Below are 25,538 nucleotides of genomic sequence, written 5' to 3'. Positions count from 1 at the left end.
GAATTTATTTAAATGCTCATTTAATTAATTAACAACGAGAAGCTGACGAGCGTGCGAGCAGCTCTGGACGATAATATGTTAGCAAGCTAATAATAAGCCTTGCGTATAGCTCGCCGGTTCCGACGGGCTATCTTCATTCTCTACCTGGATCATCTGGACCTTGCCTGTGCGAGATACCTTGCGTGCCTTCCTTGCGCCCGACATTCCGGCGCTGCAGTTCGCGATCAAGACCCTGCTGGGTGGCGCCATCGCGCTCTGGTGCGCTTTTCGTCTCGACCTGGAACAACCGCAGTGGGCCCTGATGACCGCCTTCATCGTGGCCCAGCCGCTGTCCGGCATGGTGGTGCAGAAGGGCCTGGCGCGACTGCTCGGCACCCTGGTGGGCACGGTGATGTCAGTGACGATCGTCGGGCTGTTCGCCCAGACGCCCTGGCTGTTCCTGCTGGCATTGGCCACCTGGCTGGGTATCTGTACCGCCGCTTCCACCATGACGCGCAGCGCCTGGTCCTACTCCTTCGTGCTGGCCGGCTACACGGTCGCCATCATCGGCCTGCCCGCCATCGCCCATCCGCTGACGGTGTTCGACCAGGCGGTAGCGCGCTCCACGGAAATCTGCCTCGGCATCCTCTGCGCCACCCTCACCAGTGCGCTGCTCTGGCCGCAGCGGGTGGAACGCCAGCTGGCCCGCCAGGCGCGGGACGCCTGGCAGTGCGGTGTGCAAGCCGCGATCTCTGCGCTCAAGAGCGAACGCCAGGAGCGCCAGGGCCTGCTCGGCGTGCTGGGGCGCATCGTGGCGGTGGATGCTCAGCGCGAACATGCCTGGTTCGAAGGCAATCGCGGTCGCCAGCGCGCCATGGCCCTGCGTGTGCTCAGCCATGATCTGCTCAGCCTGTTGCGCCTGGCGCGTGGTGTAGCTCGCCAATGGCGCCAACTGGGCGAGGGTGAGGCCGAGCGCCTGCGGCCCTGGGTGGAGGAGGTGGAGCAGGCCCTGGCCGAGCCCGATGTCCCGCGCCTGGACAACCTGCGCGACCGCCTGTTGCTGGCGTCCGAAGACGAGTCGCTGTCGACCGTCCAGCAATACTGCCTGGGGCGCATGGCCGTTCTCATGCGCCAGGCCGCATCGGCTGTGGGCAGCATGCATGCGGTGGAGCGTGGTGAAGCGCCACCGGACGCTCCGCCGCCGCTGTCGGCCCATCGCGATGTGCAGACGGCCGCCATTTACGGCCTGCGCAGTGCCCTGGCGTTCCTCGGGCTTTCGGCCTTCTGGCTGGCCACCGCCTGGACCTCGGCGGTCGGCGCCCTGACGCTGACCTGCGTGATCTGTGGCCTGTTCGCCAGCCGTGAAAACGCCGAGCAGATCGGCATCCTCTTCCTGCGTGGCATCGTCTATGCGCTGCCGGTGGCTTTCGTCGTCGGCCAGGTGCTATTGCCACAGCTCAGCGGCTTCCCGATGCTTTGCATGGCCCTGGGCGTGCCGCTGTTCTTCGGTGCCCTGGGGATGGCCAAACCTGCCCTGGGGGCGACGGCAACGTCCTTCTGCCTGCATTTCATCGTGCTGTGTGCGCCGCAGAACCTTATACGTTTCGATGTCGGACTGTTCTTCAACGAAGCGATTTCCATGCTGCTGGGAGTGGGCTTCGCGGTGCTTTCATTCCGCCTGATTCCGCTGCGCAATCCGATCTGGCATGGCCGGCGCCTGCTCAAGGCCACCCTGGCGGACCTGGCGCGCCTGACTGGCGTGAGCCTCACCGGTGCGGAGAACTGGTTCGGCGGGCGCATGGCCGACCGCTTGTTGCAGTTGGCGCGGCTGTATCCGGTGCTGCCGGAACAGAGCCGCAGCCGCTGGGACGATGGCATCGCCAGCCTCGACCTGGGCGATGAACTGTTGCACCTGCGGCGTTGCCTGGCGGCGGCCGACAAACCGCTGGGTGCCTCGGAGGGCCGCTTCCTGCGGCAACTGGAGCGCATTGTGTTGCAAGGCCCGGCGCCGGGCCGTGCCCAGGCTCTCGATGAACCCGCCAGCGAATTGCTGGACGCCCTGCGTGGGGCGGGGCGCAGCATCGACCGCCGTCTGGCCCTGGCGGCGCTGCTGCAATTGCAGCAAAGCTGGCGGCAATGGTGTGAACAACAGGAGGCGAGCCATGGGCTTGCGTGAATGGTCCCTGGGCGGCGTGTTGCTCAGCCCCTTTCTGCTTTATGCACTGCTGGCGCTGCTGGTGACCGGCGTGCTGCGCTTCGGCCTGGCGCGTATCGGGCTGACGCGCTGGATCTGGCACGAAGCGCTGTTCGATTGTGCCCTGTATGTCTGTGTGCTGGCCGCGCTCGTCGCGCTGACCGGGCACTGGTGAAGGAGAAAATGATGCGTTCCATGCTGCGCGTGCTGGTAACCCTTGCCCTGGTCGTGATGGCCCTTGTGGCCGGCTATGGTCTCTGGCAGCACTACATGCTTGCCCCCTGGACCCGAGACGCGCGAGTGCGCGCCGACGTGGTGGTGATTTCGCCGGACGTGTCCGGCTGGGTGATGGATCTCAAGGTCCAGGACAACCAGCAGGTGAAGGCGGGTGACGTGCTGCTGAGCATCGACCGCGAGCGCTACCAGGCTGCCCTGGAAAAGGCCCGCGCGGTGGCTGACACGCGCCAGCATCAATTGCGCCTTCGCGAACACGAAGCCTCGCGCCGCGAGCATCTGGGGCCCCAGGCCATCAGTGCGGAGCTGCGGGAAAACGCCCTGATCACCGCGGAAGTGGCCCGCGCCGAATTCCGTGAAGCCCAGGCGGAAGTCAAGGTGGCCGAGCTGAACCTCACCCGTAGCGAACTACGTGCGCCACGCAGCGGGCAGGTCACCAACCTGCGATTGGCTCAAGGCAACTATGTGGGCGCCGGCCAGCCGGTCATGGCGCTGGTGGACGATGGGTCCTTCTATGTCCAGGCCTACTTCGAGGAAACCAAGCTGCCCCGCATCAGGGTCGGTGCCCCCGTGAAGGTCTGGCTGATGAGCGCGGGCGAGCCGCTGGCCGGCAAGGTGGAAAGCATCAGCCGGGGCATCACCGACCGTAACGCCAGCCCGGATGCCCAGTTGCTGGCCAATGTCGAGCCCACCTTCAACTGGGTGCGCCTGGCCCAGCGGATTCCGGTGCGGATCAAGCTGGACAAGGTGCCGGACGACGTGACCCTCAGCGCCGGGATGACCGCGAGCGTGACGGTGGCGGAGTAGGGCAGGGCTGAGTCGTTGGGCCTCGTTCCTCGGACCAACCTACGGCAGGGCTGCGCCCTGCTTGGCGAATGAATTCGCCCCACAAAAAAGCCCGGATTCATCCGGGCTCTTTCAAACCTGCTGAACCTCAGCCGATGGTGATCGGCGGCAGTTCCGGCAGTTCCACCGACAGCTGCTGCTTGGGCGCCAGCACTTCGGCTTCGCCGTCCACCACTTGGTCCGAGTTCTGGTTGAACACGCGGGTAGCGATACGCACGCGGTTCTTCGGCAGCTTCTCGAGGATTTCCAGTTCCACGGTCAGGCTGTCGCCCAGCTTCACCGGACGGGTGAACTTGAGTTGTTGGCCGAGGTAAATGCTGCCCGGACCTGGCATCTCGCAGGCGATGGCGGCGCTGATCAGGGCGCCGGTGAACATGCCGTGCGCGATACGCTCCTTGAACATCGTGCCGGCGGCGTATTCGGCGTCCAAGTGCACCGGGTTGCGGTCGCCGGAGACGGCAGCGAACAGCTGGATGTGGCGCTCTTCGACGGTGGTGGTGAAGGTGGCTTTCTGGCCAACTTCCAGGGCGTCGTAGGTGAAGTTGGTTACCTGGCTCATGTGGTCTCCTTGGCTTGCGTTGGGTGGTGCCGGCTGTGGGCAAGGGCCCGCTCCAGCCAGTCGATCAGGTCGCGGGTCACCTCGTCGCGGTTGCTCTCGTTGAGCAGCTCGTGACGGGCGTTGGCGTAGAGGTTCAGTTGCACGTCCTTGATACCGGCCAGGCGCAGGGCGTTGGCCAGGTCCTGGAGACGCCGGCCGTCGCTGACCGGGTCGCGTTCGCCGCCGATCACCAGCAGCGGCAGGTCGGGGTCGATCTGCGCCAGGTTCTTCGGCGGGGTGATGGTCTGAAGCCCGCCGAGCAGGTCGAGCCACAGCTGGTTGGTGCAACGGAAGCCGCAGAGCGGGTCGTTGACGTACTTGTCCACTTCCGCCGGGTCGCGGCTGAGCCAGTCGAACGCCGTGCGGTTGGGTTTGAAGGCCTTGTTGAAGGAGCCGAAGGAGAGAAACTCGATCACTGCGCTGCGGCCGTCCTTGCCCTGGCGCCAGCGCTCCAGGCGGGCGACCAGTGCGGCCATCTTGTACAGCGCCACCGGCTGGTAATTGGAGCCCGAGAGGATGGCGCCCTGCAGGCTGCAGCTGTGCTGCATCAGGTAGGCCTGGCCGATATAGCTGCCCATGCTGTGGCCCAACAGGAAGATGGGCGCCTGCGGGTGCTGCTGGCGAATGTGGTGGTTGAGGCTGGCGAGGTCGCAGATCACCCTGTTCCAGCCATCGTCCGCGGCGTACTGGCCGAGGACGCCATGCTCGGCGCTGCGCCCGTGGCCGCGCTGATCGAGGGCATAGAGCTCGAAGCCGGCGGCTACCAGCGCCTTGCCCAGTCGGGCATAGCGTCCGCTGTGCTCGGCCATGCCGTGGGACAGCATGACCACCGCGCGGGGCGACGCCTCGCCGGACCAGTGATTGACGTACAGGGGCACTTCATCGCTGGCGTCGAGCCAGAAGGCGTCGTGGCGCATGGCCGATCCTTTTGCCGGAGAATCGGCGCATTGTGCACGGGCGCGGAGGTGGCGCAAAGCCTGCTCAGCGGGGCGGGATATTCTGGCGTTCGAGGATACGGGTATATTCGCCGCTGGCCAGCAGGGCCTTGAGCCCGTTCTCGTAGACCTGCGCCCAGTCGGGCTGGGCGGGGCGCGGCGCGGTGAATCCCGCCAGCAGCGGAATGCGTTCCAGGGCAGGGGACTGCCACTGGAGTTTGCCTCGCAACTGCTCGTCCGTGGCAATCAGGTACTCGCCCACTGCGCGCTCCAGCAGCACCAGGTCGAAGCGCCGGGCTTCCAGCTTGCGCAGGTTGGAAATGTCGTCCACCGCTTCCTCGGCGCTGAATCCTGAGCGCATCACGCTGTCCGGGTAGCCGTAGCCCCTGACCACGCCGACCTTGCGCCCCTTGAGTTCAGCGAGGTCGTTGAACCTGACCGGCGTGTCCTTGCGCACGAAGAATCCCAGTTCGCTGTAGAAGAGCGGGCGCGAGGCGTACAGGTTCTCCTCGATCACCTCCCGCGGCCAGAGCGCCAGGGCGCCCTGGTAGTGGCCGTTGTGCAGGGCGGCGCGGACACGGGCCCAGGGGAGGAAGTCCACCTGGACCTTGTAGCCCTGGGTAGCGAAGGCGCGAGTGGTGAGTTCGACGATGCTGCCGCCTTGCGGCAGGTGCTGCGAGCAGTAGGGGGGATATTCCAGGGTCGCCAGGCGGAGGTCGGCGCGGACGCCACAACTGAGGAGCAGGAAGGACAGCAGTGCCCACAGGGCCGGAGGGAAACGCATGGGCAATAGGTAATCCGGATGTCATGTTCTTGTTCTGATGCTAGGCGAATCTAACTGGACTATCGGCAAGATTCACGTGGTCAATGACGCCGGTCGCATATTTGCGCCATGCCAGGGAGCTGCTAAGTTCCGGGCAGCCCCGCAGCGCGGGCCAGACTATTTCAGGGCTTAGAGGATAAGAACAATGCAACCTGATTTCTGGAGCGACAAACGCCCGGCCGGCGTGCCCAACCAAATCGATCTGGCCGCCTACAAGTCGGTGATCGAGGTCTTCGAGCGATCCTGCAAGAAGTTCGCCGACCGCCCGGCCTTCAGCAACCTGGGCGTGACCCTGACTTACGCCGAGCTGGATCGCCTGTCCGCCGCCTTCGCTGCCTACCTGCAGAAGAACACCGATCTTGTGCCCGGTGACCGTATCGCCGTGCAGATGCCCAACGTCCTGCAGTACCCCATCGCCGTGTTCGGTGCACTGCGTGCCGGGCTCATCGTGGTCAACACCAACCCGCTGTACACCGCCCGCGAGATGCGTCACCAGTTCAAGGACGCCGGGGTGCGCGCACTTGTCTACATCAACCTGTTCGGCAAACTGGTCGAAGAGGTGCTGCCCGACACCGAGATCGAATACCTGATCGAAGCCCGCATGGGTGACCTGCTGCCGAGCCTCAAGGGCTGGCTGGTCAACACTGTGGTGAAGACGCTGAAGAAGATGGTTCCCGACTACCACCTGCCCCAGGCCGTGTCCTTCAAGGACACGCTGAAGCAGGGGCAGGGCCATGCACTGAAACCGGTGCGGGTCGGGCTGGACGATGTCGCGGTGTTGCAGTACACCGGCGGCACCACGGGCGTGGCCAAGGGTGCGATGCTGACCCACGGCAACCTGGTGGCCAACATGCAGCAGGTGGACGCCTGCCTGTCGCAGCTCGGCCCTGACGGTGCGCCACTGATGAAGCAGGGCCAGGAGATCATGATCGCGCCGCTGCCGCTGTACCACATCTATGCCTTCACCGCGAATTGCATGTGCATGATGGTCAACGGCAACCACAACATCCTCATCACCAACCCGCGTGACATCGGCGGCTTCATCAAGGAGCTGAAGAAGTGGCGCTTCTCCGCGCTGCTGGGCCTGAACACCCTGTTCGTGGCGCTGATGGACCACCCCGAGTTCAAGCACCTCGACTTCTCCAACCTCAAGGTCACCAATTCCGGCGGCACCGCGCTGGTCAAGGCCACCGCCGAACGCTGGCAGTCCCTCACCGGCTGCTCAGTGGTGGAAGGTTACGGCCTGACTGAAACCTCGCCCGTGGCCAGCACCAACCCCTATGGCAGCCAGGCGCGCCTGGGCACCGTGGGCATTCCGGTACCGGGGACCGCGTTCAAGACCATCGACGATGCGAGCAACGAACTGCCGCTGGGCGAGCGCGGCGAACTGTGCATCAAGGGCCCGCAGGTGATGAAGGGCTACTGGCAGCGTCCTGAGGCCACCGCCGAGGTGCTGGATGCCGAGGGCTGGTTGAAGACCGGCGATATCGCCGTGATCGATCCGGACGGCTACGTGCGCATCGTCGACCGCAAGAAGGACCTGATCATCGTGTCCGGCTTCAACGTCTACCCGAACGAGATCGAGGACGTGGTCATGGCCCACCCGAAGGTCGCCAGCTGCGCGGCCATTGGTGTGCCGGACGAGAGGTCCGGCGAGGCGGTGAAACTCTTCGTCGTCGCCCGCGATGGCGGCGTCAGCGTCGAGGAGCTGAAGGCCTACTGCAAGGAAAACTTCACCGGCTACAAAGTGCCCAAGCACATCGTGCTGAAAGATGCCTTGCCGATGACGCCGGTGGGCAAGATCCTGCGTCGCGAATTGCGCGACATCGCCTGACCGGAAAGGGCAGGGCGGGGCCTCCGTCCTGCCCGCGCGCCTTCTCCTTGAATTACGCCTCGAATTCCCCTCCCGCTCCGCCTGGCACCTGCCCCATGACCCGCGAAAGCCCCGTCCTGCGCCGTTTGTCGGTAATTTAGAGTCTGGACTCCAAATGTGACTGAATGCAGCTGTTTTGGTCATTAATTTGACTGGATGGGGCTGGTTTGGTGCTGGTGGGCCTCTTTTAAAGCTGCTACTCTCGGCGCGTTTTTTTGCCCGTTCGGGCGCACAATTGCACAGAACACAACAAACAACTGCCCTCGAGGGCAGTGAAATCAGCTGTTGCTTAGGAGTGGGCTTCCATGACCGATAACTTCTGGAAGGACAAGTATCCAGCGGGCGTTCCTGCCGAGATCAACGCCGATCAATACCCCAATGTTCAGGCGGTATTGAAGGAGTCCTGCCAACGCTTTGCCGACAAGCCTGCATTCAGCAACCTGGGCAAGACCCTCACCTACGGTGAGCTGTTCGAGTTGTCCGGTGCCTTCGCCGCCTACTTGCAGAACCACACTGACCTCAAGCCCGGCGACCGCATCGCCGTGCAACTGCCCAACATTCTCCAGTATCCCGTGGTGGTATTCGGTGCCATGCGCGCCGGCCTGATCGTGGTCAACACCAACCCGCTGTACACCGCGCGGGAAATGGAGCACCAGTTCAACGACTCCGGCGCCAAGGCGCTGGTCTGTCTGGCAAACATGGCCCACCTGGCTGAGGAAGTGCTGCCCAAGACCGGCGTGAAGCACGTCATCGTCACCGAAGTGGGCGACCTGCTGCCCACCTTCAAGCGCTTGCTGGTCAATGCCGTGATCAAGCACGTGAAGAAGATGGTGCCGCCCTTCAGCCTGCCACTGTCGGTCAAGCTCAACGACGCCCTGGCCAAGGGCCGCGGCCGCGCCGTGAAGGAAGTCACTCCGCAGAGCGGCGATATTGCCGTGCTGCAGTACACCGGCGGCACCACAGGGGTGGCCAAGGGCGCAATGCTGACCCACCGCAACCTCGTGGCCAACATGCTCCAGGTCAAGGCGCTGATGGGCGCCAACATGGAAGCGGGCAACGAGATCCTCATCGCTCCGCTGCCGCTCTATCACATCTACGCCTTCACCTTCCATTGCATGGCGATGATGCTGATCGGCGGCCACAACATCCTCATCTCCAACCCGCGCGACCTCCCGGCCATGACCAAGGAGCTGGCGAAGTTCAAGTTCACCGGCTTCGTTGGCCTGAACACTCTGTTCGTGGCCCTGTGCAACAACGAGGACTTCCGCAAGCTGGACTTCTCCTCGCTGAAGGCCACCTTCTCCGGCGGCATGGCCCTGCAACAGGCCACCGCCGAGCGCTGGGAACAGGTCACCGGCTGCGCCATCTGCGAAGGCTATGGCATGACCGAGACCAGCCCGGTGGTATCGGTGAACCTCTTCGAGAACAACCAGATCGGCACCATCGGCATCCCGGTGCCTTCCACCCAGTGCAAGGTGGTGGATGACGAGGGCAAGGACGTTGGCCTGGGCGCTCCCGGCGAGCTGTGCGTGAAGGGCCCGCAGGTGATGAAGGGCTACTGGCAGCGCCAGGAAGCCACCGACGAAATCCTCGACGCCGATGGCTGGCTGAAGACCGGTGATGTCGCGGTGATCCAGGACGACGGCTTCATGCGCATCGTCGACCGCAAGAAGGACATGATCCTGGTCTCCGGCTTCAACGTGTACCCGAACGAGCTGGAAGACGTGCTGGCGACCCTGCCGGGCGTGCTGCAATGCGCCGCCATCGGTGTGCCGGACGAGAAATCCGGCGAGGCCATCAAGATGTTCGTGGTCGCCAAGCCCGGCGTCAGCCTGACCAAGGAGCAGGTGATGGAGCATATGCGCGGCAACCTCACCGGCTACAAGGTGCCGCGCGCCGTCGAGTTCCGCGACGCGCTGCCGACCACCAACGTTGGCAAGATCCTGCGCCGCGAACTGCGCGACGAAGAGCTGAAGAAGCTCAAGGCGAAGCAGGAGAAGGCCCAGGCCTGATCCCGCGACGCCCTGGACAAGGCCCCGCACTCGCGGGGCCTTGTCGTTTCTGTGGGAGCGAATTCATTCGCGAAAGAGCCGTAGGATGGGTTGAGGCACGAAACCCATGCCGGACCACGGTTGATGGGTTTCGCAAGCTCTACCCATCCTACGCACTGCTTGGCGAATGAATTCGCCCCACAGGCCCGAGCCCGCGTCGGGGGAAATCTGCGACAATTCCGCCCTTGCCGAAAACGACAGCAGAATCAGCGGACCCGATGAGCGAGCAATCCCCCAGCCCCGAACAACTCCTGCAACGTATCGACCAGGCCATGGGTGCCGACCGCCATCGCCTGCGCCGGCAGCTTCATGAGCTGCACAAGAAGCCGGATGCCGCGAAGCTGGCGCAGTGGGCCGAGCGCTTCCAGGCCTCGATAGCGCGGGTCGAGGCGCGGCGCGCCAGCGTGCCGGCGATGCGCTATGACGACGCCCTGCCCATTGCCGCCAAGCGCGACGAGATCAAGGCCGCGCTGGAAAAGCACCAGGTGCTGGTGATTGCCGGCGAAACCGGCTCCGGCAAGACCACCCAGTTGCCGAAGATCTGCCTGGAGATTGGCCGCGGCAGCCACGGACTGATCGGCCACACCCAGCCGCGTCGGCTGGCGGCACGCAGCGTGGCGACCCGCGTGGCGGAAGAGATTGGCAGCCCGCTGGGCGAACTGGTGGGCTACCAGGTGCGCTTCGAGGACCAGTCCAACGAGCGCAGCCTGATCAAGCTGATGACCGACGGCATCCTGCTGGCCGAAACCCAGCACGACCGCTTCCTCGAACGCTACGACACCCTGATCGTCGACGAAGCCCATGAGCGCAGCCTGAACATCGACTTCCTGCTCGGCTACCTCAAGACCCTGCTGCCGCGCCGCCCCGACCTCAAACTGATCATCACCTCGGCCACCATCGACCTGGAGCGCTTCTCGAAACATTTCGGCGACGCGCCGATCATTGAGGTTTCCGGCCGTACCTACCCGGTGGACACCTGGTACCGGCCGCTGGCCGCCGAGGTGGACGAAGACGGCGAAGCGCTGTTCGACGACCTCTCCGTGGACCAGGGCATCCTCCGCGCCCTGGACGAGATCGCCGCCTTTGAGCGCGAAGCGGGCAAGCGCCCCGGCGATGTGCTGGTGTTCCTCCCCGGCGAGCGGGAAATCCGCGACTGCGCCGAGGTGTTGCGCAAGGCCCAGCTCAAACACACCGAAGTGCTGCCTCTATACGCGCGTCTGACGCCCGCCGAGCAGCAGAAGATTTTCCAGCCGATGCCGGGCCGCAAGATCGTGCTCTCCACCAACGTCGCGGAAACCTCGCTGACGGTGCCGGGCATCCGCTACGTGATCGACAGCGGCACCGCGCGCATCAGCCGTTACAGCTACCGCGCCAAGGTTCAGCGACTGCCGGTGGAAGCCGTGTCCCAGGCCAGCGCCAACCAGCGCAAGGGCCGTTGCGGCCGGGTTGAGCCGGGCATCTGCGTGCGCCTCTACAGCGAGGACGATTTCCTCTCCCGTCCGACCTTCACCGACCCGGAGATCCTGCGCACCAACCTGGCGGCGGTGATTCTGCAGATGCTGCACCTGCGCCTGGGTGATATCGAGGCCTTCCCCTTCATCGAGCCGCCGGACGGCAAGGCGATCAAGGACGGTTTCACCCTGCTGCAGGAACTCTCGGCGGTGAATCGCGAGGGCCAGCTCACCCCCATTGGTCGCCAGCTCGCGCGCCTGCCCATCGACCCGCGCCTGGGCCGCATGGTGCTCGAAGGTGGCCGCCAGGGCAGTCTCGACGAGGTCCTGATCGTGGCGGCCGCACTCTCCGTGCAGGACCCGCGCGAACGCCCGATGGATCGCCAGCAGGCCGCCGACCAGGCCCATGCCCAATGGAAGGATGTGGATTCCGACTTCGCCGCGCTGATCAACCTCTGGCGCGGCTTCGAGGAACAGCGCCAGGCGCTGGGCTCCAACGCCCTGCGTACCTGGTGCCGGAAGAACTTCCTCAACTACCTGCGCCTGCGCGAATGGCGCGATGCGCACCGCCAGCTGGTGCTGATCTGCCGCGAACTGAAACTGTTCCCGGACGGAGGCAAGTCCAAGCCGCAGGTAGGATGGGTGGAGCGTAGCGATACCCATGCTGCTGCGAGGCAGTCCGTTCAGGCCGCAACTGACAAGGCCGAACAGCAACAGCGCAGCATCGACTACGCCAAGGTGCACAAGGCGATTCTTTGTGGTCTGCTCAGCCAGATCGGCCAGAAAACCGAAGAGGGCGACTACCTCGGCGCGCGCCAGCGGCGTTTCTGGATTCACCCCGGCACCGCCATCGCGAAGAAGCGCCCACAGTGGATCATGGCGGCCGAACTGGTGGAAACCACCAAGCTGTTCGCCCGCATGGTGGCCAAGATCGAACCGGACTGGCTGGAGCCCCTGGCCGGCCACCTGGTGAAGAAGAACCACCTGGAGCCCCATTGGGAAAAACGCCGGGGCCAGGTGGTGGCCTTCGAGCAGATCACCCTCTACGGCCTGATCATCGTTGGCCGCCGCGCGGTGCACTACGGTCCGGTGGACCCCGAGGTCTCCCGCGAGCTGTTCATCCGCGAAGGCCTGGTGCGTGGCGAAATCCACAGCAAGGCGAAGTGCCTGACGGCCAATCGCCAATTGCTGGAACGGCTCGACGAACTGGAAGCCAAGGCTCGTCGCCGCGACATCCTGGCTGACGAGGAAACCCTGTTCGCCTATTACGCGGCGCGCCTGCCGGAGGACATCTACCAGACCGCCAGCTTCGAGAAGTGGTACGAGCGCGAACGGGCCAGCAATCCCGACCTGCTGATCATGCGCGAAGAAGATGTGCTGGCCCGCGAAGCCAGCGAGGTCACTGCCGCGCAGTACCCGGACAAACTGCGTCTGGGCGAACTGCAGTTGCCGCTGACCTATCACTTCGAACCGGGGCACCCGCGCGACGGCGTGACCCTGCGGGTGCCCGCGCCGCTGTTGCCGCAACTACCGCCGGAGCGGCTGGAGTGGTTGGTTCCGGGCTTGCTCGAAGCCAAGTGTGTGGCCCTGGTGCGCAACCTGCCCAAGGTCATCCGCAAGAACTTCGTGCCGGTACCGGATTTCGTGAAGGCCGCGCTGGCCAAACTGGTGTTCGCCCAGGGCTCGCTGCCTGAGGCCCTGGGCCGCGAGCTACAGCGTATGACCGGCGCCCGTGTGCCGGAAGAGTCCTGGATCGAGGCGGCCGCCCAGCTGGAAAACCACCTGAAGATGAACCTGGAAGTGGTGGATGCCCGTGGCAAGTTCCTTGGCGAAGGCCGCGACCTGACCGAAATCACCGCGCGCTTCGCCGAAGCCAGCCAGGCAGCCCTGGCCATCCCGCAGGCGCAGCAGGAACAGAAACCGGTACAAGCCTCGGGCTTCGCCCAGGTCGCGGAAAAGACCCAGCAAAAGGTCGCCGGCCTCTCCATGACCGTCTACCCGGCGCTGGTGGAGGAGGGCGGTAGCGTCAAGGAAAGCCGCTTCCCGACCCAGGCCGAAGCTGACTGGCAACACCGTCGCGCCCTGCAGCGCCTGCTGCTGCAGCAACTGGCGGACACCGCCAAGTTCCTGCGCGGCAAGCTACCGGGCCTCACCGACCTGGGTCTGCTCTACCGCGACATGGGCCGCGTCGATGCGCTGGTGGAAGACATCCTCCTGGCCAGCCTGGACAGCTGTATCCTCGACGGCGAAGCCAGCCTGCCTCGCGATGGCGCGGCACTGGCTTCCCTCGCCGAGAAGAAGCGCGGTGCCTGGGCCGAGCATGCCGAGCGCCTGGCGCGCCTGACCCTGGATATCCTCAAGCTCTGGCATGCCCTGCAGAAGCGCTTCAAGGGACGCATCGACCTGGCCCAGGCGGTGGCCCTGAACGACATCAAGGCGCAGCTGGGCAATCTGGTCTACCCGGGATTCGTCCGTGAAACCCCGGCCGAGTGGCTGAAGGAACTGCCGCGCTACCTCAAGGCCATCGAACAGCGCTTCGACAAGATCGCCGCGCAATTGCAGCGCGACCGCGTCTGGTCCGGCGAACTGGCGGGTTACTGGGAGCAGTACCAGGCGCGCCTGGCCAAGCATGCCCAGGAGGGCAAGCGCGATCCGGAGCTGGTGCTCTATCGCTGGATGCTGGAGGAATACCGCGTCTCGCTGTTCGCCCAGCAGTTGGGGACGCGCATGCCGGTTTCCGACAAGCGACTGAACAAGCAATGGACTCAGGTCGAGGCCTGATTGAGGGAGTGCACGCGATGTTCGAAATCCGTCCCATGAACCCGGAGCAGTACCGCAAGCAGACCCGGCGCATCACCCTGGTCATCGCCGGCCTGTTCATCGTTCTGGCGCTGTTGTTCTCCACCTTCTGCGTGCAGCTGTTCGGCACGCCCGGTGGCGACAACTTCCGCTGGAACCTGATCGGTGTGCTGGCCGGGCTGGCGCTCACCGTCGCCGTGGTGCGCTTCCAGTTCTGGCCGCGCCCGTGGATGGCCCCGGCCGTTTACGGCTGGCAGCTCAAACGCAACCTGATGCGCGTTACCAACGTCATGCACAAGGTCAAGGCGGGCGTCACCGCGCAAGACCCGGCGGCGATGAAGCTGTTGCGCTTCTACCACCTGGGCCTGACCCAGATGCACCAGCTGGACGGCAACAGCGCCGACCTCAGCCACCATGTGTGCGAGATCGACCAGCACCGCGAAACCATGCAAGCGCTGGGGTTGGAGGTGGAGCAGAACCGCCTGGACCCGGCCTGGCTGGACGCGGTGAAGGGGTACGGCAAATAGCGACCCGACCACGGGCCGCCGGGTGTCGCCGCGCCCTGCATCAATACGGAGCGACTGGGTGGAAGTAGAAAGCGACTTCCACCCTACGCCAACCGTTAGCTATTGCAGGTGTTTCAGCAGGCGTGCCTGGAGGGCTTCCAGCTCGTTCGGATCGGCCTTCTTGCTGGCGTGGATGCCCAGCGATTCGCCTTCGAAGCGCGGCACGATGTGCATGTGAATATGGAAGACCGTCTGGCCTGCGGGCGCGCCGTTGAATTGCGCGACCTGCACGCCGGCCGGCTCCAGTTCCTTGACCAGCACATGGGTCAGCCGCTGCACCACGGCCATCACCTTGGCCAGGGCGTCGGCCTCGATTTCCAGGATGTTGCGTGCGGCGGAGCGCTTGGGGATCACCAGGGTGTGGCCGAACGACTGCGGGAAGATATCGAGGAAGGCGAGCACATCTTCGTCCTCGAAGAGTTTGTAGCAGGGGGCTTCGCCGCGAATGATCTGGGCGAAGACGTTCTGCGGGTCGTAGGTGCCGTGCAAGCTCATCGAGCATTCTCCATTTGACCGATTGCGAGTTGCGCACCATAGCGCCCGATGAGTCGTGACGAAACCCCGGAACGCTGTGACAACCCCCATCATCTGGTGTGAACAGGCGAGCGGAAGCGTCTGTGAACGTCTAGTGTTCACAGGGTCGAAAGTGGACCAGTGGTTCTGCATTTTTGCCGACGTTCTGGCACAAGTCCCCGTCGCCAGCGGCCGTTTCTGGCGTTACCCTTCGCATCTGTATAAGCAGTGGAGCACCCGCGAAGAGGACCGGCTCCGCCCTGTTCGCTATTCCATCCCGCCTGGCGGGACGACCATTTCCGCCGTGGGTCCGCAAGGGCCGGCGGCTGACTGCCTAAACCGGCCGTTCGAGCGAGCGGCCCAGTATCGAGAGGATCGACCGTGCACAACGTCGTGATCAGTGGCACCGGCCTGTACACCCCGCCCAATAGCATCTCCAACGAAGAGTTGGTGGCCTCCTTCAATGCCTACGTCCAGGCCTTCAACGCGGAAAACGCCGCCGCAATCGAGCGCGGCGAGATCGAAGCCCTGGCCGAATCCAGCGTCGCGTTCATCGAGAAGGCGTCCGGCATCAAGAGCCGTTTCGTGGTGGATAAGGACGGCATCCTCGATCCCCAGCGCATGGTGCCGCGCATTCCGGAACGCTCCAACGATGACTGGGGCATCCTCTGCGAGATGGCCGTGGCCGCTGCAAAGCAGGCTCTGGAGCGTGCTGGCAAGACTCCGGCCGATATCGACGGCGTGATCGTCGCCTGCTCCAACTTGCAGCGTGCCTACCCGGCCGTGGCTATCGAGGTGCAGGCCGCCCTGGGCATCAACGGCTTCGGTTACGACATGAACGTTGCCTGTTCCTCGGCCACCTTCGGCATCCAGGCCGCCACCAACGCGGTCCAGACCGGCCAGGCGCGCGCCATATTGATGGTCAACCCGGAAATCTGCACCGGCCACCTGAACTTCCGTGACCGTGACAGCCACTTCATTTTCGGTGACGCCGCCACCGCGGTGATCATCGAGCGCGCCGACCAGGCCACTTCCAGGCACCAGTTCGACGTGGTTGGCACCAAGCTGCTGACCCAGTTCTCCAACAACATCCGCAACAACTTCGGCTTCCTCAACCGCGCGGCGGAAGAAGGCGTGGGCAGCCGCGACAAGCTGTTCGTGCAGGAAGGCCGCAAGGTCTTCAAGGATGTCTGCCCGATGGTGGCCGAGCTGATCGCCGCCCACCTGCAAGAGAACACGCTCAACGTCAGCGACGTGAAGCGCTTCTGGCTGCACCAGGCCAACCTCAACATGAACCTGCTGATAGCCCGCAAGCTGCTGGGGCGCGAAGCCGAGCCGGACGAGGCGCCGGTGATCCTCGACACCTACGCCAATACCAGCTCCGCCGGCTCGGTGATCGCTTTCCACAAGCATCAGGACGACCTGCCCAGCGGGTCGCTGGGTGTGCTCAGCTCCTTCGGTGCCGGTTATTCCATCGGCAGTGTGATCCTGCGCAAACGGTGATGAACCAGCCGGCCGATGCCGACCTGCTGCCCCGGCTCCTGGCCGGGGAGCAGGCGGCATTTCGCGAGCTGATCGGCGCCTACCAGGGCGCCATGCGCGCGGTGGCCTATGCCATCGCGGGCCAGCGTCATGTCGACGAAGTGGTACAGGACGCCTGGCTGGCCGTGGTGCGTAACCTGGATGGGTTCCAGCAGCGTTCCAGCCTCAAGACCTGGCTGCTGACCATCGTCGCCAATACTGCGCGCAGCCGGCTCAAGCAGAGCCGCCGCGAAGTCCTGCTCGACGACCTGGCGGCGCCTCACGGGACGGTGGGCGAAGCACGTTTTGCCGAGGACGGCCACTGGGCCGCCACGGTTCCCGCCTGGCACGAAGACTCGCCCGAGGCCCTCTTGACCGAAGAGGAACTGCGTGAGTGCCTGGAGAAGACCCTGCTCAGCCTCTCGGACATGCAACGCGGCGTCGTCCTGCTGCGCGAGCGCCAGGGCCTGGAGCTGGAGGAGATCTGTAATGTATTGGAGATTTCGCTCTCCAATGTCCGGGTGCTGCTGCACCGTGGACGCCTGAAACTGTTCGCCACGCTGGAACATTTCGAGGAGACAGGCCAATGCTGAGCTGCAAGGAGCTGGTTGCCCGTTCCAGTGATCTACTCGACGGCGAACTGAGTTTCCGCGAGCGCATGGCCGTGCGCCGTCATCTCATGCTTTGCCGCAACTGCCGACGCTTCATCAAGCAGATGAAGCTGACCCAGGCCGTAGTCCGGCTTATGCCGGACGGTCAGGGCGCCGAAGTGGATGACCTGTCCGCACAGATGGCGCAGCAGCGTCGCGAATTGCGCTAGCAGCCTGCTCCTCCTGCCCCTGGTAGTCGCGAATCAACGAATTCGCAAGCCGCCCCTTTGCTTTCCATTTCATCCGGCTGGCCTGTCTGGAACGGCTGTAAGCCGCGTGCCAGAGCGGTTCGTGACTTATAAATATTCGAAGTAAAAAAGTTCCTCTGTCACAAAATATTTATATATAAGCAACTGAGCTGAAATAACCCGCCGCCAAGATTCCCCTCCAGCACCGACGAGCCCACCGCTCGAGTGTTTTCTAACGCTAAAGACCAATAGGGGAACCCTTCGATGATCCGTAAGCACTTCGCCGGTTTTGCCGCCAGCGCCATGGCTCTGGCCATTTCCGCCCAGGCTTTCGCCGGTACCGTTACCACTGACGGGGCCGATATCGTCGTCAAGACCAAAGGCGGCCTGGAAGTCGGTACCACCGACAAGGCTTTCAGCTTCAAGCTCGGCGGTCGCCTGCAGGCTGACTACAGCCGCTTCGATGGCTTCTACACCGTGAACGGTGACACCGCTGATGCCGGTTACTTCCGTCGTGCCTTCCTGGAACTGGGCGGTGTTGCCTTCAGCGACTGGGCCTACCAGATCAACTACGACTTCTCCCACAACGCCGGTGGCGATGCCAAGGCTGACGACGGCTACTTCGACGAAGCCTCGATCGCCTACACCGGCTTCCAGCCGGTTGTGATCAAGATGGGCCGCTTCGACCCCGACTTCGGTCTGGAAAAAGCCACCAGCTCCAAGTGGGTCACCGCCCAGGAGCGTACCGCTGCCTACGACCTGGCTGACTATGTCAACGCCCACAACGGCGGCATGGGCGTACAGGTATCCGGCACCTACGGCGCTTCCCTGTACGGCTCCGCTGGCCTCATGGCCAACGACGCCACCAACCGCGACGAAGACGGCGACAGCGTCAAGCAGTTCAACCTGCGCGGTGTGTTCGCGCCCATGCACGAAGCCGGCAATGTCCTGCACTTTGGCGTCAACTATGCTGCCCGCGACCTGCAAGACACTTCCTTCGACGGCCGTATCCGCAGCCGTCTGGGCATCCGCGGTGTGAGCACCGACGGTGGCCAGGACGCCGGCGCCAACGGCAACCGCCTGGTTCTGGCCGGTGCCAACAACACCCCGGTCGGCGCTTACGACAACGACAGCACCTGGGGCCTGGAAGCCGCCTTCGCCACCGGCCCGCTCTCCATCCAGAGCGAATACCTGAAACGCGAAGTCGAAGCCAAGGCTGTCAACCGCCAGGACATCGAAGCGGACGGCTACTACGTGCAGGTTGCCTACACCCTGACCGGCGAAGCCCGCGACTACAAGCTCGGCAAGTTCGACAAGATCAAGCCGGCCAACAAGAGCCTCGGCGCCTGGGAAGTGTTCTACCGCTACGACAACATCAGCGCTGAAGACGACAACGGCGCCTTCGCCACTCGCGACGACGTTGAAGCCAAGGTGCACAACCTTGGTGTGAACTGGTACGCCAACGAAGCCGTCAAGCTCAGCGGCTACTTCGTCAAGAGCAAGGTGGACAACGCCACCAACGCTGTCGGCGACGACGACGGCGACGGCATGGTCTTCCGTGCCCAGTACGTGTTCTAAGACGACACGCGTTCCGCTCCTTTCTTGGGCCCCGCCATCTGGCGGGGCTTTTTTTTGTGCGCCCAGCATGGGCGCACTCTTGGAGGTGTAAGTCCTCCCGTGAGCTGGCCACAGCGAACGAAGCGAAGCGCAACTGCGGAAGGGCGACCGACCGTGGGGAGGAAGCGTGGAGCGAAACTGCGAGCCGATGGACAAGAACCGGATACAAGGCGCTGCCGAGCAGGGCGAGCGGGCAAGAAGCCGCGAAGCTCTCGTGGCCAAGGCGAAGTGGCGTAAATCCGGCGGTTGTGCAGTGAAGGAGTGCGTCCTTACCTGGGGAGATCTCGCCTCATGCCTGAAAGGGCGACGGCGCCAGCCGGAGCGAGAAGTCAGCAGAGGCCGTAGTAGTCGTTTTTTTCGACGAAGGGCCGAACGAGAGAGAGCGCCATAGGCCATCTTGATGCGACATGACCGGAAGTCAGATGCCCGCCAAACGCGGGGCGGACGCCGACGAGAAACGGTGAAGCCGTGAATCGCTCCGTCAGCGACGAGGCATTGCGCCCGCAAGGTGATCCCGAAAGCGCAGGGCAAGGGCTGCTGCAACGCGCCTTTGCGAGAGGCAACCTGCAACGCGCGTGGAAGCGCGTCAAGGCCAACAAAGGGGCGGCGGGAGTCGACGGTCTGGACATTGAGCAGACGGCCGAACACCTGCTGACCGAGTGGGCCGGGGTTCGCCAGCAATTGTTGTCAGGAGTGTACCGGCCCAGCCCGGTCCGCCGCGTGGTGATTCCCAAGCCGGACGGTGGCGAGCGCGAGCTGGGTATTCCGACGGTCACCGACCGCCTGATCCAGCAAGCACTGCTGCAAGACTTACAGCCGCTCCTCGATCCCACCTTCAGTGAGCACAGCTACGGTTTCCGTCCGGGTCGTAACGCCCACGGCGCGATTCTCGCGGCGCAGCGGTATGTCGCTTCAGGGCGGCGAATCGTGGTGGATGGACGACTGCACTTGAGTGTCAATGAGAGCAAGAGTGCGGTGGTCAGCGTGTTTGGCCGCAAGTTCCTCGGTTATGCCCTCTGGTTGGCCTCGAATGACGAGGTTCGGCGCGGGGTGTCGACGAAGGCGCGGTAAACGCTCAAGCAACGGGTCCGGCAACTGACTCGCCGATCCGGTGGCCGCAGCCTTGCCGACGTGGTGGGGAAACTGCGCAGCTACCTCTTGGGATGGAAAGGGTATTTCGGGCTGGCCCAAACCCCCCGCATCTGGCGAGAGCTGGACGAGTGGGTACGCCGCCGTCAGCGAGCCCTGCACCTCAAGCACTGGCGTCGTGGCAAGACGACCTACCGGGAGCTGCTCCGGCTTGGAGCCACCCGCCGGGTGGCGCAGTCGGTAGCAGCGCTGAGCCGCCGCTGGTGGCATAACAGCCTTTCCGCCGTACACCGCGTACTGACGATTGCCTACTTTGACCGTCTCGGCGTGCCACGCCTCTCCTAACCTCAATCTCTCGAACCGCCCGGTGCGGACCCGCATGCCGGGTGGTGTGGCAGGGGAACGGCCTGTGAAGGCCGTCCCCTATGCCGATTTTGAGCGACGTAGGGTGCGCCGCGTGTTCTAGCGGTTGGGTGTGGCGCACGGGCTGATCCAGCAGTCGGTGCGCATGGCGCACCCTACGACGGGGCGAATGCGCGAGTCATGCCGCCAGCGTGATGGAGGTGGCCCGTGCGATACCCCGAACTCACGCCTTCCCGTAATCCCTTTCCACATGGGCCACCCGTGTACGAAACGCCTGGTACCACTCTTCCCTGCCGCGCCGTTGCGCCTCCCGGTGCTCGGCCTGGGCGCGCCAGGTGCGGATGTCCTCTTCGCTGGCCCAGTAGGACACGGTAATCCCCAGCCCATCGTTGCCCCGGGCGGACTCCACACCGAGAAAGCCTGGCCAGCCCCTTGCCAGCTCCAGCATGCGTTCGGCGGTGGTGGCGTAGTCCTGCTCGGTTTCGCTGCGCTGGGAGGTGAAAATCACCGCGTAATAGGGCGGCTCGGGTGTGTGGGCGATCATGGGGTGTCGCTCTGGCAAGCGTTGACGAAGGCCACCACCAGCGGCGGCAGGCGGCCGATCAGCGCGGCGCGCTCCGGCTGGAACAGGGTGGCGACGAAGAAGGGATGCCCCTCCAACTCCACGGCTCGCACGGCACCGGCAGCGTCGGTGGCGACGACCTTCAGCGGCCCCTGGGTCAGTTGCTCGCGAAAGGCGGGATTCAGGCCATACCCGCAGTGATACCCCTCGAAGGCCTCAAGGGCGCCATAGGCTTCGGCCAGGTGTGAGCCGGCCTGCAGTTGCACCCGTTCCAGGGTTTCCCGCAGGGCGCAGGGTAATGGGCTGATGATCGCGCGGGGGGCATCCGGGTTGGTTTCGGCGTGCTCTGCGTCGGTCCAGCCGAGCACGTTGTGTGCATGTTCCAGCAGTGCATGCTGGAAGCCGCCACAGGTGCCGAGAAAGGGCAGGGCGTTGCGTCGCGCATGGGTAATGGCCAGCAGCGCCGCGTGGGTGTCGCGGTACGGGCTGCCGGGTACACACCAGAGGCCGTCGAAGTCGCCCAGAGCGCGAGGGTCGAGCTGGTCAGTGGCCAGCCAGAGTGCTTCCAGCGCCAGCTCCGTGGCCTGCGCCACCAGGTCCAGGGCTCGTGGAATGGCGCGATGTGCGGTGATGGCATCGTCCCTGTCACCCACCAGGCCTATGCGCAACTGCCGGGGTTGCTTCATGTGCTGTCCTCCTTTGTGGGACGCGTCTTGCGCCCGTTCAGGCGGACTATATAGTTGCGTTAAGGCAATCAACATTGGCGATTTGGCAAGGCAGGATTGCAATGACGCAATACAAGATCGACCACGCCGACCTGGCCCTGGTACTGGCGCTGGTTCGTGGCGGCACCCTGGCGCGAGCCGCCGGGCAGCTCAGGGTGGATGTCTCCACGGTATTCCGCTCCCTGCGTCGCCTGGAGCAGGCGCTGGGTAGCGTCCTGTTCGAGAAAAGCCGCGCAGGTTACCTGCCCAATGCCGCAGCGCAACTGCTGGCCCAGCAGGCTGAATTGGCGGAGAAGGCGCTGGAAGCGGCGCGCCTGGGCCTGGAACAGGGCCGCGAGGCGGTCAGCGGTACCCTGCGACTGACCTGCACCGATGCGGTCCTGCATGGCCTGCTGTTGCCCGCCCTGGCGCACTTCATGCCGGCTTATCCCGCACTGGAACTGGAGCTGACCACGTCCAACGACTTCGCCAACCTCAGCCGCCGCGACGCCGACGTCGCCCTGCGCCTGACGACCTCGCCGCCGGGCCATCTGGTGGGGCGCTCCCTGGGCGCGGTGCCCTATATGCTCTGTGCGTCTCGGGACTACCTGGCCCGACAGACTGAAGCTGATCCGGCACGGATGACCTGGATCGCCCCGGACGATTTCCTACCCAACCAGCCCAGCGTGGTCTGGCGCCGTCAGCGCTTCCCCGACGTACAGCCCAGCTACCGCTGCAACAGCGTGTTCTCGGTGGCGCAACTGGTACGCGCGGGGCTTGGCGTGGCGGCACTGCCGGAGTTCCTGGTACGAGGCGAGCAAGGAATCCAGGTGCTGGAAAGCGACCTGCCGGGTTGTGCCAGCGCGCTTTGGCTGTTGACTCGACCGGACTGCCGCGCCCTGCGTGCGGTCACCACCCTGTTCGAGGAACTGGGCCGGCATATCCACTTGCCAGGCACGGCATCACGGAGCGGCTAACCTTGTTCAGACCGTAATGCCCACCTGCCAGCCAACCTGCCTGAATGCCCCTGGAGGGCGCCATGTTCAAAGCCATCGTCGCCATTATCGTCATCGTAATTCTCGGCGTACTGGGATACGCCGCGATCAGCCCGGACCATTTCCGCATCGAACGCACCACCACCATTGCGGCGCCGCCGGAGAAGGTCTTCCCGCTGATCAACGACCTGCACCAATGGACCGCCTGGTCGCCCTGGGAAAAGCTCGACCCGGCGCTTAAACGTACCTACTCCGGCCCGAAGTCGGGCGTGGGGGCGGTCTATTCCTGGCAGGGCAACAACGAAGTGGGCACGGGGAGCATGGAAATCACCCACAGCGAGCCGGCATCGAAGGTGGAAATCAAGCTGGACTTCCAGATGCCCTTCGAAGCCCACAACACCGCCGAATTCATCCTGCGCCCGCAGGACGGCGGCACCCAGGTCACCTGGGCCATGTACGGGCCTTCGCCCTACATGCACCGGCTCATGCAGGTGTTTTTCGACATGGATGACATGGTCGGCAGCAAGTTCGACCAGGGCCTGGTAAACCTCAAGGCCGCCGCCGAGAAATAGCCTGAAATGGACCACTCGGCCCCCTGGCGGGCTGGGCGAGCAGGGCACGCTATCCTGATCCTCTCCTCGTGGGAGCGAATTCATTCGCGCATGAATTCGCTCCCACAGACATTTTCTCGCGCCCCTGTCGATTTTCGCTGCGGCCGAACGACCAATGGGTGTCATTACTCCACTGCCACCCGAGGAACCCGTCATGAAATACCTGTGCCTGATCTATATCGAAGAGGCCAAGCTGGCCAGCCTGACCGATGCCGACTACCAGGCCATCGCCGGCGAATGCGTGGACTACACCGAGCAGCTCACCGCCAGCGGCCATTACCTGGCGTCCAATGCCCTGGAGTCAGTGCGCACCGCCACCACCCTGCGCCTGCAGGGTGGCCGCGTTTCAATGACCGATGGCCCCTTCGCTGAAACCAAGGAGCAGCTCGGCGGCTTCTACCTGATCGAAGCCCGCGACCTCAACGAGGCCCTGCAGATCGCCGCGAAGATTCCGCCGGCACGCCTGGGTTGCATCGAGGTGCGGCCGGTGCGCGAGCCCGAGGTGCGGCCAACCCTGGGCGTGGCGTCATGACTCACCGGAGGGCCTGATGGACGAGGCTGGACTGCGCCAGCAGGTCGAGGCGATCTACCGCAGCGACTCGCGTCGCGTGCTGGCCACGCTGATCCGCCTGCTAGGGGATTTCGACCTGGCCGAAGAAGCCCTGCACGACGCCTTCATCGCCGCCGTGCAGCAATGGCCGCGGGACGGCATCCCTACCAACCCGCGCGCCTGGCTGGTGTCGGCCGGTCGCTTCAAGGCCATCGACGGCCTGCGCCGGCGTGCCCGATTCGATGCCTCCAAGCGCCATCTGGTGGAGGAACTGGAGGAGGCCGCCAGCGCCTTCGAGGGGGGTGAGGATCTGGAGGACGACCGCCTGCGGCTGATCTTTACCTGCTGCCACCCGGCATTGCCGGCCGACGCCCAGGTACCCCTGACCCTGCGCGAGGTCTGCGACCTGAAGACCGAGGAAATTGCCCGCGCCTTTCTCAGCACCCCGTCCACCATTGCCCAGCGCATCGTGCGCGCCAAGGCGAAGATCCGCGACGCGCGCATCCCCTATCAGGTGCCGGCCCTGGCCGAACTGCCGGAGCGGCTGGATAACGTCCTGCGGGTCATCTACCTGGTGTTCAACGAGGGGTATTCGGCATCTTCCGGCGACTCCCTGACCCGTACCGACCTGTCGGCGGAGGCCATCCGCCTGGCCCGGCTGCTGCTCGAACTGCTGCCCGATCCGGAAGTCATGGGCCTGCTGGCATTGATGCTGCTGCACGACTCGCGCCGCGCCGCCCGCGCCACCGAGGACGGCGAGCTGATTCTGCTGGACGACCAGGACCGCAGCCTCTGGAACCAGGCGCAGATTGCCGAAGGCCTTGCGCTGGTGACCCAGGCCCTGGCCAGCCGGCGTGTCGGCGTCTACCTGCTGCAGGCGGCTATCGCCGCCGTGCATGCCCAGGCAGCGGATGCCGCGCGCACCGACTGGGGGCAGATCGTCGGGCTCTACGACGTCATGCTGCGCCTGGTGCAGTCGCCCGTGGTGGCGCTGAACCGTGCCGTGGCCATCGCCATGCGCGACGGCCCGGCGTCAGGGTTGCAGGAAGTCGATGCCCTGCTGGAGGGGGGCGAGCTGCGTGACTACCACCTGGCCCACGCGGCCCGTGCCGACTTCTGCCGGCGCCTCGGACGCAAGGCAGAAGCGGCTGAGGCCTATCGCAGCGCCCTGGCGCTGGTACGCCAGGAACCCGAGCGACGTTTCATCGAGAAGCGCCTGCGCGAACTGGAAACCTGACGGCCCCGTTCGTCGCCCGTGACGAAGGCGATGTCGAAACCGCACGACGGCCCACGACCAAGGGTGAACCTGCCGGCCAGGCGCCGGGCGGAACCCCTTTCCGGAACCAAGGAGATGCACCATGAGCAGTGAAACCCTCAAGGCCACCACCAAGCTGGAAGTGCACGAAGTCTTCAACCAGTGGCTGAAAGCGGCCCGTGCCAAGGATGTGGATGCCATCCTGGCGTGCTACGCGGATGACGTGATCGCCTACGACGCCATCCTCAAACTGCAGTTCAACGGCCTCCAGGCCTACGGGCAGCATTGGCGCTATTGCATGGAAATGTGTGGTGGCGACGGCATATTCGAGCCGGCAGAGCCGACCATCCAGGCCGACGCCAGCGTTGCCTTCCTGCACTGCCTGGTCCGCTGCGGCGGCGAGCAGGACGGCGTGGTGAAGACCAGCTGGATGCGCGGCACTCAGTGCTACGTCAAGCGCGGCGGGCAGTGGAAAATCATCCACGAGCACTTCTCCACCCCCTTCGATGTGGAAAGCGGCAACGCCCTGTTCGACCTCCAGCCCTGAGTCGGTGCCTTTCTCCCCTCTCCC

The 25,538-nt window shown here is 64.6% G+C and carries 22 protein-coding genes and 1 pseudogene; 17 read left to right on the top strand and 6 right to left on the bottom strand.

Going from position 1 to position 25,538, the window contains the following annotated elements; all coding sequences use genetic code 11:
- Positions 1-166: 166 nt before the first annotated feature.
- From THL1_RS20255 to THL1_RS20245, 3 genes are read left to right on the top strand one after another with little or no spacing between them, the layout of a single operon-like run.
- Positions 167-2,155, top strand: coding sequence for an FUSC family protein (locus THL1_RS20255; protein ID WP_069084913.1), 1,989 nt, complete (start codon positions 167-169; stop codon positions 2,153-2,155).
- The gene (locus tag THL1_RS20250; RefSeq protein WP_069084912.1) at positions 2,142-2,348 is read left to right on the top strand and encodes a DUF1656 domain-containing protein; all 207 of its coding nucleotides are present in this window, start codon (positions 2,142-2,144) and stop codon (positions 2,346-2,348) included. The genes THL1_RS20255 and THL1_RS20250 overlap by 14 nt, the downstream gene beginning before the upstream one ends.
- Before the next feature lie 11 nt (positions 2,349-2,359).
- A complete protein-coding gene (locus tag THL1_RS20245) occupies positions 2,360-3,214 on the top strand; it encodes an HlyD family secretion protein (RefSeq protein WP_069084911.1) in 855 nt (284 codons plus the stop codon).
- A 127-nt stretch (positions 3,215-3,341) separates the two neighbouring features.
- Here the strand turns inward: THL1_RS20245 and THL1_RS20240 are convergent, their stop codons facing one another.
- The 3 genes from THL1_RS20240 to THL1_RS20230 form a co-directional block, all read right to left on the bottom strand.
- Positions 3,342-3,812 carry a MaoC family dehydratase gene (locus tag THL1_RS20240; protein WP_069084910.1) on the bottom strand — a complete coding sequence of 157 codons (471 nt, stop codon included), beginning with the start codon at positions 3,810-3,812 and terminating at the stop codon, positions 3,342-3,344.
- Positions 3,809-4,768 (bottom strand): alpha/beta hydrolase, encoded by a 960-nt coding sequence (locus THL1_RS20235; protein WP_069084909.1) that lies wholly within the window; start codon positions 4,766-4,768, stop codon positions 3,809-3,811. Before THL1_RS20235 ends, THL1_RS20240 begins: the two co-directional genes overlap by 4 nt.
- Before the next feature lie 64 nt (positions 4,769-4,832).
- On the bottom strand, positions 4,833-5,570 hold the full coding sequence (locus THL1_RS20230) for a substrate-binding periplasmic protein (RefSeq protein WP_069084908.1): 738 nt from the start codon (positions 5,568-5,570) through the stop codon (positions 4,833-4,835).
- Between the two features lie 184 nt (positions 5,571-5,754).
- Here THL1_RS20230 and fadD2 point away from each other — a divergent pair, with 184 nt between their 5' ends.
- The 4 genes from fadD2 (at position 5,755) to THL1_RS20210 (ending at position 14,310) form a co-directional block, all read left to right on the top strand.
- On the top strand, positions 5,755-7,443 hold the full coding sequence (fadD2, locus tag THL1_RS20225; RefSeq protein ID WP_069084907.1) for a long-chain-fatty-acid--CoA ligase FadD2: 1,689 nt from the start codon (positions 5,755-5,757) through the stop codon (positions 7,441-7,443).
- Between the two features lie 344 nt (positions 7,444-7,787).
- A complete protein-coding gene (gene fadD1, locus THL1_RS20220) occupies positions 7,788-9,494 on the top strand; it encodes a long-chain-fatty-acid--CoA ligase FadD1 (RefSeq protein ID WP_069084906.1) in 1,707 nt (568 codons plus the stop codon).
- A gap of 257 nt (positions 9,495-9,751) precedes the next feature.
- Positions 9,752-13,765: an ATP-dependent RNA helicase HrpA gene (gene hrpA, locus THL1_RS20215; protein ID WP_069084905.1), complete on the top strand. Its 4,014-nt coding sequence runs from the start codon at positions 9,752-9,754 to the stop codon at positions 13,763-13,765.
- A gap of 17 nt (positions 13,766-13,782) precedes the next feature.
- Positions 13,783-14,310 carry a DUF3087 domain-containing protein gene (locus tag THL1_RS20210; RefSeq protein ID WP_069084904.1) on the top strand — a complete coding sequence of 176 codons (528 nt, stop codon included), beginning with the start codon at positions 13,783-13,785 and terminating at the stop codon, positions 14,308-14,310.
- Between the two features lie 99 nt (positions 14,311-14,409).
- On the opposite strand, the gene THL1_RS20205 is transcribed toward THL1_RS20210, so the two are convergent.
- The gene (locus THL1_RS20205) at positions 14,410-14,844 is read right to left on the bottom strand and encodes an HIT family protein (RefSeq protein WP_069084903.1); all 435 of its coding nucleotides are present in this window, start codon (positions 14,842-14,844) and stop codon (positions 14,410-14,412) included.
- A 399-nt stretch (positions 14,845-15,243) separates the two neighbouring features.
- Here THL1_RS20205 and THL1_RS20200 point away from each other — a divergent pair, with 399 nt between their 5' ends.
- The 5 genes and pseudogenes from THL1_RS20200 (at position 15,244) to THL1_RS20180 (ending at position 20,272) form a co-directional block, all read left to right on the top strand.
- Entirely contained in the window at positions 15,244-16,365 is a 1,122-nt protein-coding gene (locus THL1_RS20200) for a beta-ketoacyl-ACP synthase III (protein ID WP_069084902.1), read from the top strand.
- On the top strand, positions 16,365-16,976 hold the full coding sequence (locus tag THL1_RS20195; protein WP_069084901.1) for an RNA polymerase sigma factor: 612 nt from the start codon (positions 16,365-16,367) through the stop codon (positions 16,974-16,976). Before THL1_RS20200 ends, THL1_RS20195 begins: the two co-directional genes overlap by 1 nt.
- The gene (locus THL1_RS20190) at positions 16,970-17,203 is read left to right on the top strand and encodes a zf-HC2 domain-containing protein (protein ID WP_069084900.1); all 234 of its coding nucleotides are present in this window, start codon (positions 16,970-16,972) and stop codon (positions 17,201-17,203) included. The genes THL1_RS20195 and THL1_RS20190 overlap by 7 nt, the downstream gene beginning before the upstream one ends.
- A 282-nt stretch (positions 17,204-17,485) precedes the next feature.
- The gene (locus tag THL1_RS20185) at positions 17,486-18,799 is read left to right on the top strand and encodes an OprO/OprP family phosphate-selective porin (protein ID WP_069084899.1); all 1,314 of its coding nucleotides are present in this window, start codon (positions 17,486-17,488) and stop codon (positions 18,797-18,799) included.
- 507 nt (positions 18,800-19,306) lie between these two features.
- Positions 19,307-20,272: pseudogene (locus tag THL1_RS20180) on the top strand (group II intron maturase-specific domain-containing protein).
- 241 nt (positions 20,273-20,513) lie between these two features.
- Here THL1_RS20180 and THL1_RS20175 read toward each other — a convergent pair.
- Together THL1_RS20175 and THL1_RS20170 are read right to left on the bottom strand one after the other, a co-directional pair.
- Positions 20,514-20,834, bottom strand: coding sequence for an antibiotic biosynthesis monooxygenase family protein (locus tag THL1_RS20175; protein WP_069084898.1), 321 nt, complete (start codon positions 20,832-20,834; stop codon positions 20,514-20,516).
- Positions 20,831-21,538, bottom strand: a complete 708-nt coding sequence (locus tag THL1_RS20170) for a CTP synthase C-terminal region-related (seleno)protein (RefSeq protein WP_069084897.1) — start codon at positions 21,536-21,538, stop codon at positions 20,831-20,833. The genes THL1_RS20175 and THL1_RS20170 overlap by 4 nt, the downstream gene beginning before the upstream one ends.
- 101 nt (positions 21,539-21,639) lie before the next feature.
- Here THL1_RS20170 and THL1_RS20165 point away from each other — a divergent pair, with 101 nt between their 5' ends.
- The 5 genes from THL1_RS20165 (at position 21,640) to THL1_RS20145 (ending at position 25,514) form a co-directional block, all read left to right on the top strand.
- The gene (locus THL1_RS20165; RefSeq protein ID WP_069084896.1) at positions 21,640-22,533 is read left to right on the top strand and encodes a LysR family transcriptional regulator; all 894 of its coding nucleotides are present in this window, start codon (positions 21,640-21,642) and stop codon (positions 22,531-22,533) included.
- 62 nt (positions 22,534-22,595) lie between these two features.
- Positions 22,596-23,123 (top strand): SRPBCC family protein, encoded by a 528-nt coding sequence (locus tag THL1_RS20160; RefSeq protein WP_069084895.1) that lies wholly within the window; start codon positions 22,596-22,598, stop codon positions 23,121-23,123.
- 193 nt (positions 23,124-23,316) lie between these two features.
- Positions 23,317-23,694 carry a YciI family protein gene (locus tag THL1_RS20155; RefSeq protein ID WP_069084894.1) on the top strand — a complete coding sequence of 126 codons (378 nt, stop codon included), beginning with the start codon at positions 23,317-23,319 and terminating at the stop codon, positions 23,692-23,694.
- Between the two features lie 31 nt (positions 23,695-23,725).
- Positions 23,726-24,949: an RNA polymerase sigma factor gene (locus tag THL1_RS20150; RefSeq protein WP_145928437.1), complete on the top strand. Its 1,224-nt coding sequence runs from the start codon at positions 23,726-23,728 to the stop codon at positions 24,947-24,949.
- 121 nt (positions 24,950-25,070) lie between these two features.
- Complete coding sequence (locus tag THL1_RS20145) at positions 25,071-25,514, top strand: YybH family protein (RefSeq protein ID WP_069084892.1); 444 nt, start codon at positions 25,071-25,073, stop codon at positions 25,512-25,514.
- Positions 25,515-25,538 lie beyond the last annotated feature (24 nt).

The sequence above is a fragment of the Pseudomonas sp. TCU-HL1 genome, assembly GCF_001708505.1.
GTDB lineage: Bacteria > Pseudomonadota > Gammaproteobacteria > Pseudomonadales > Pseudomonadaceae > Metapseudomonas.
The sequence above is the reverse complement of the archived record's forward strand: the minus strand, read 5'-3'. Positions and strand labels throughout refer to the sequence as shown.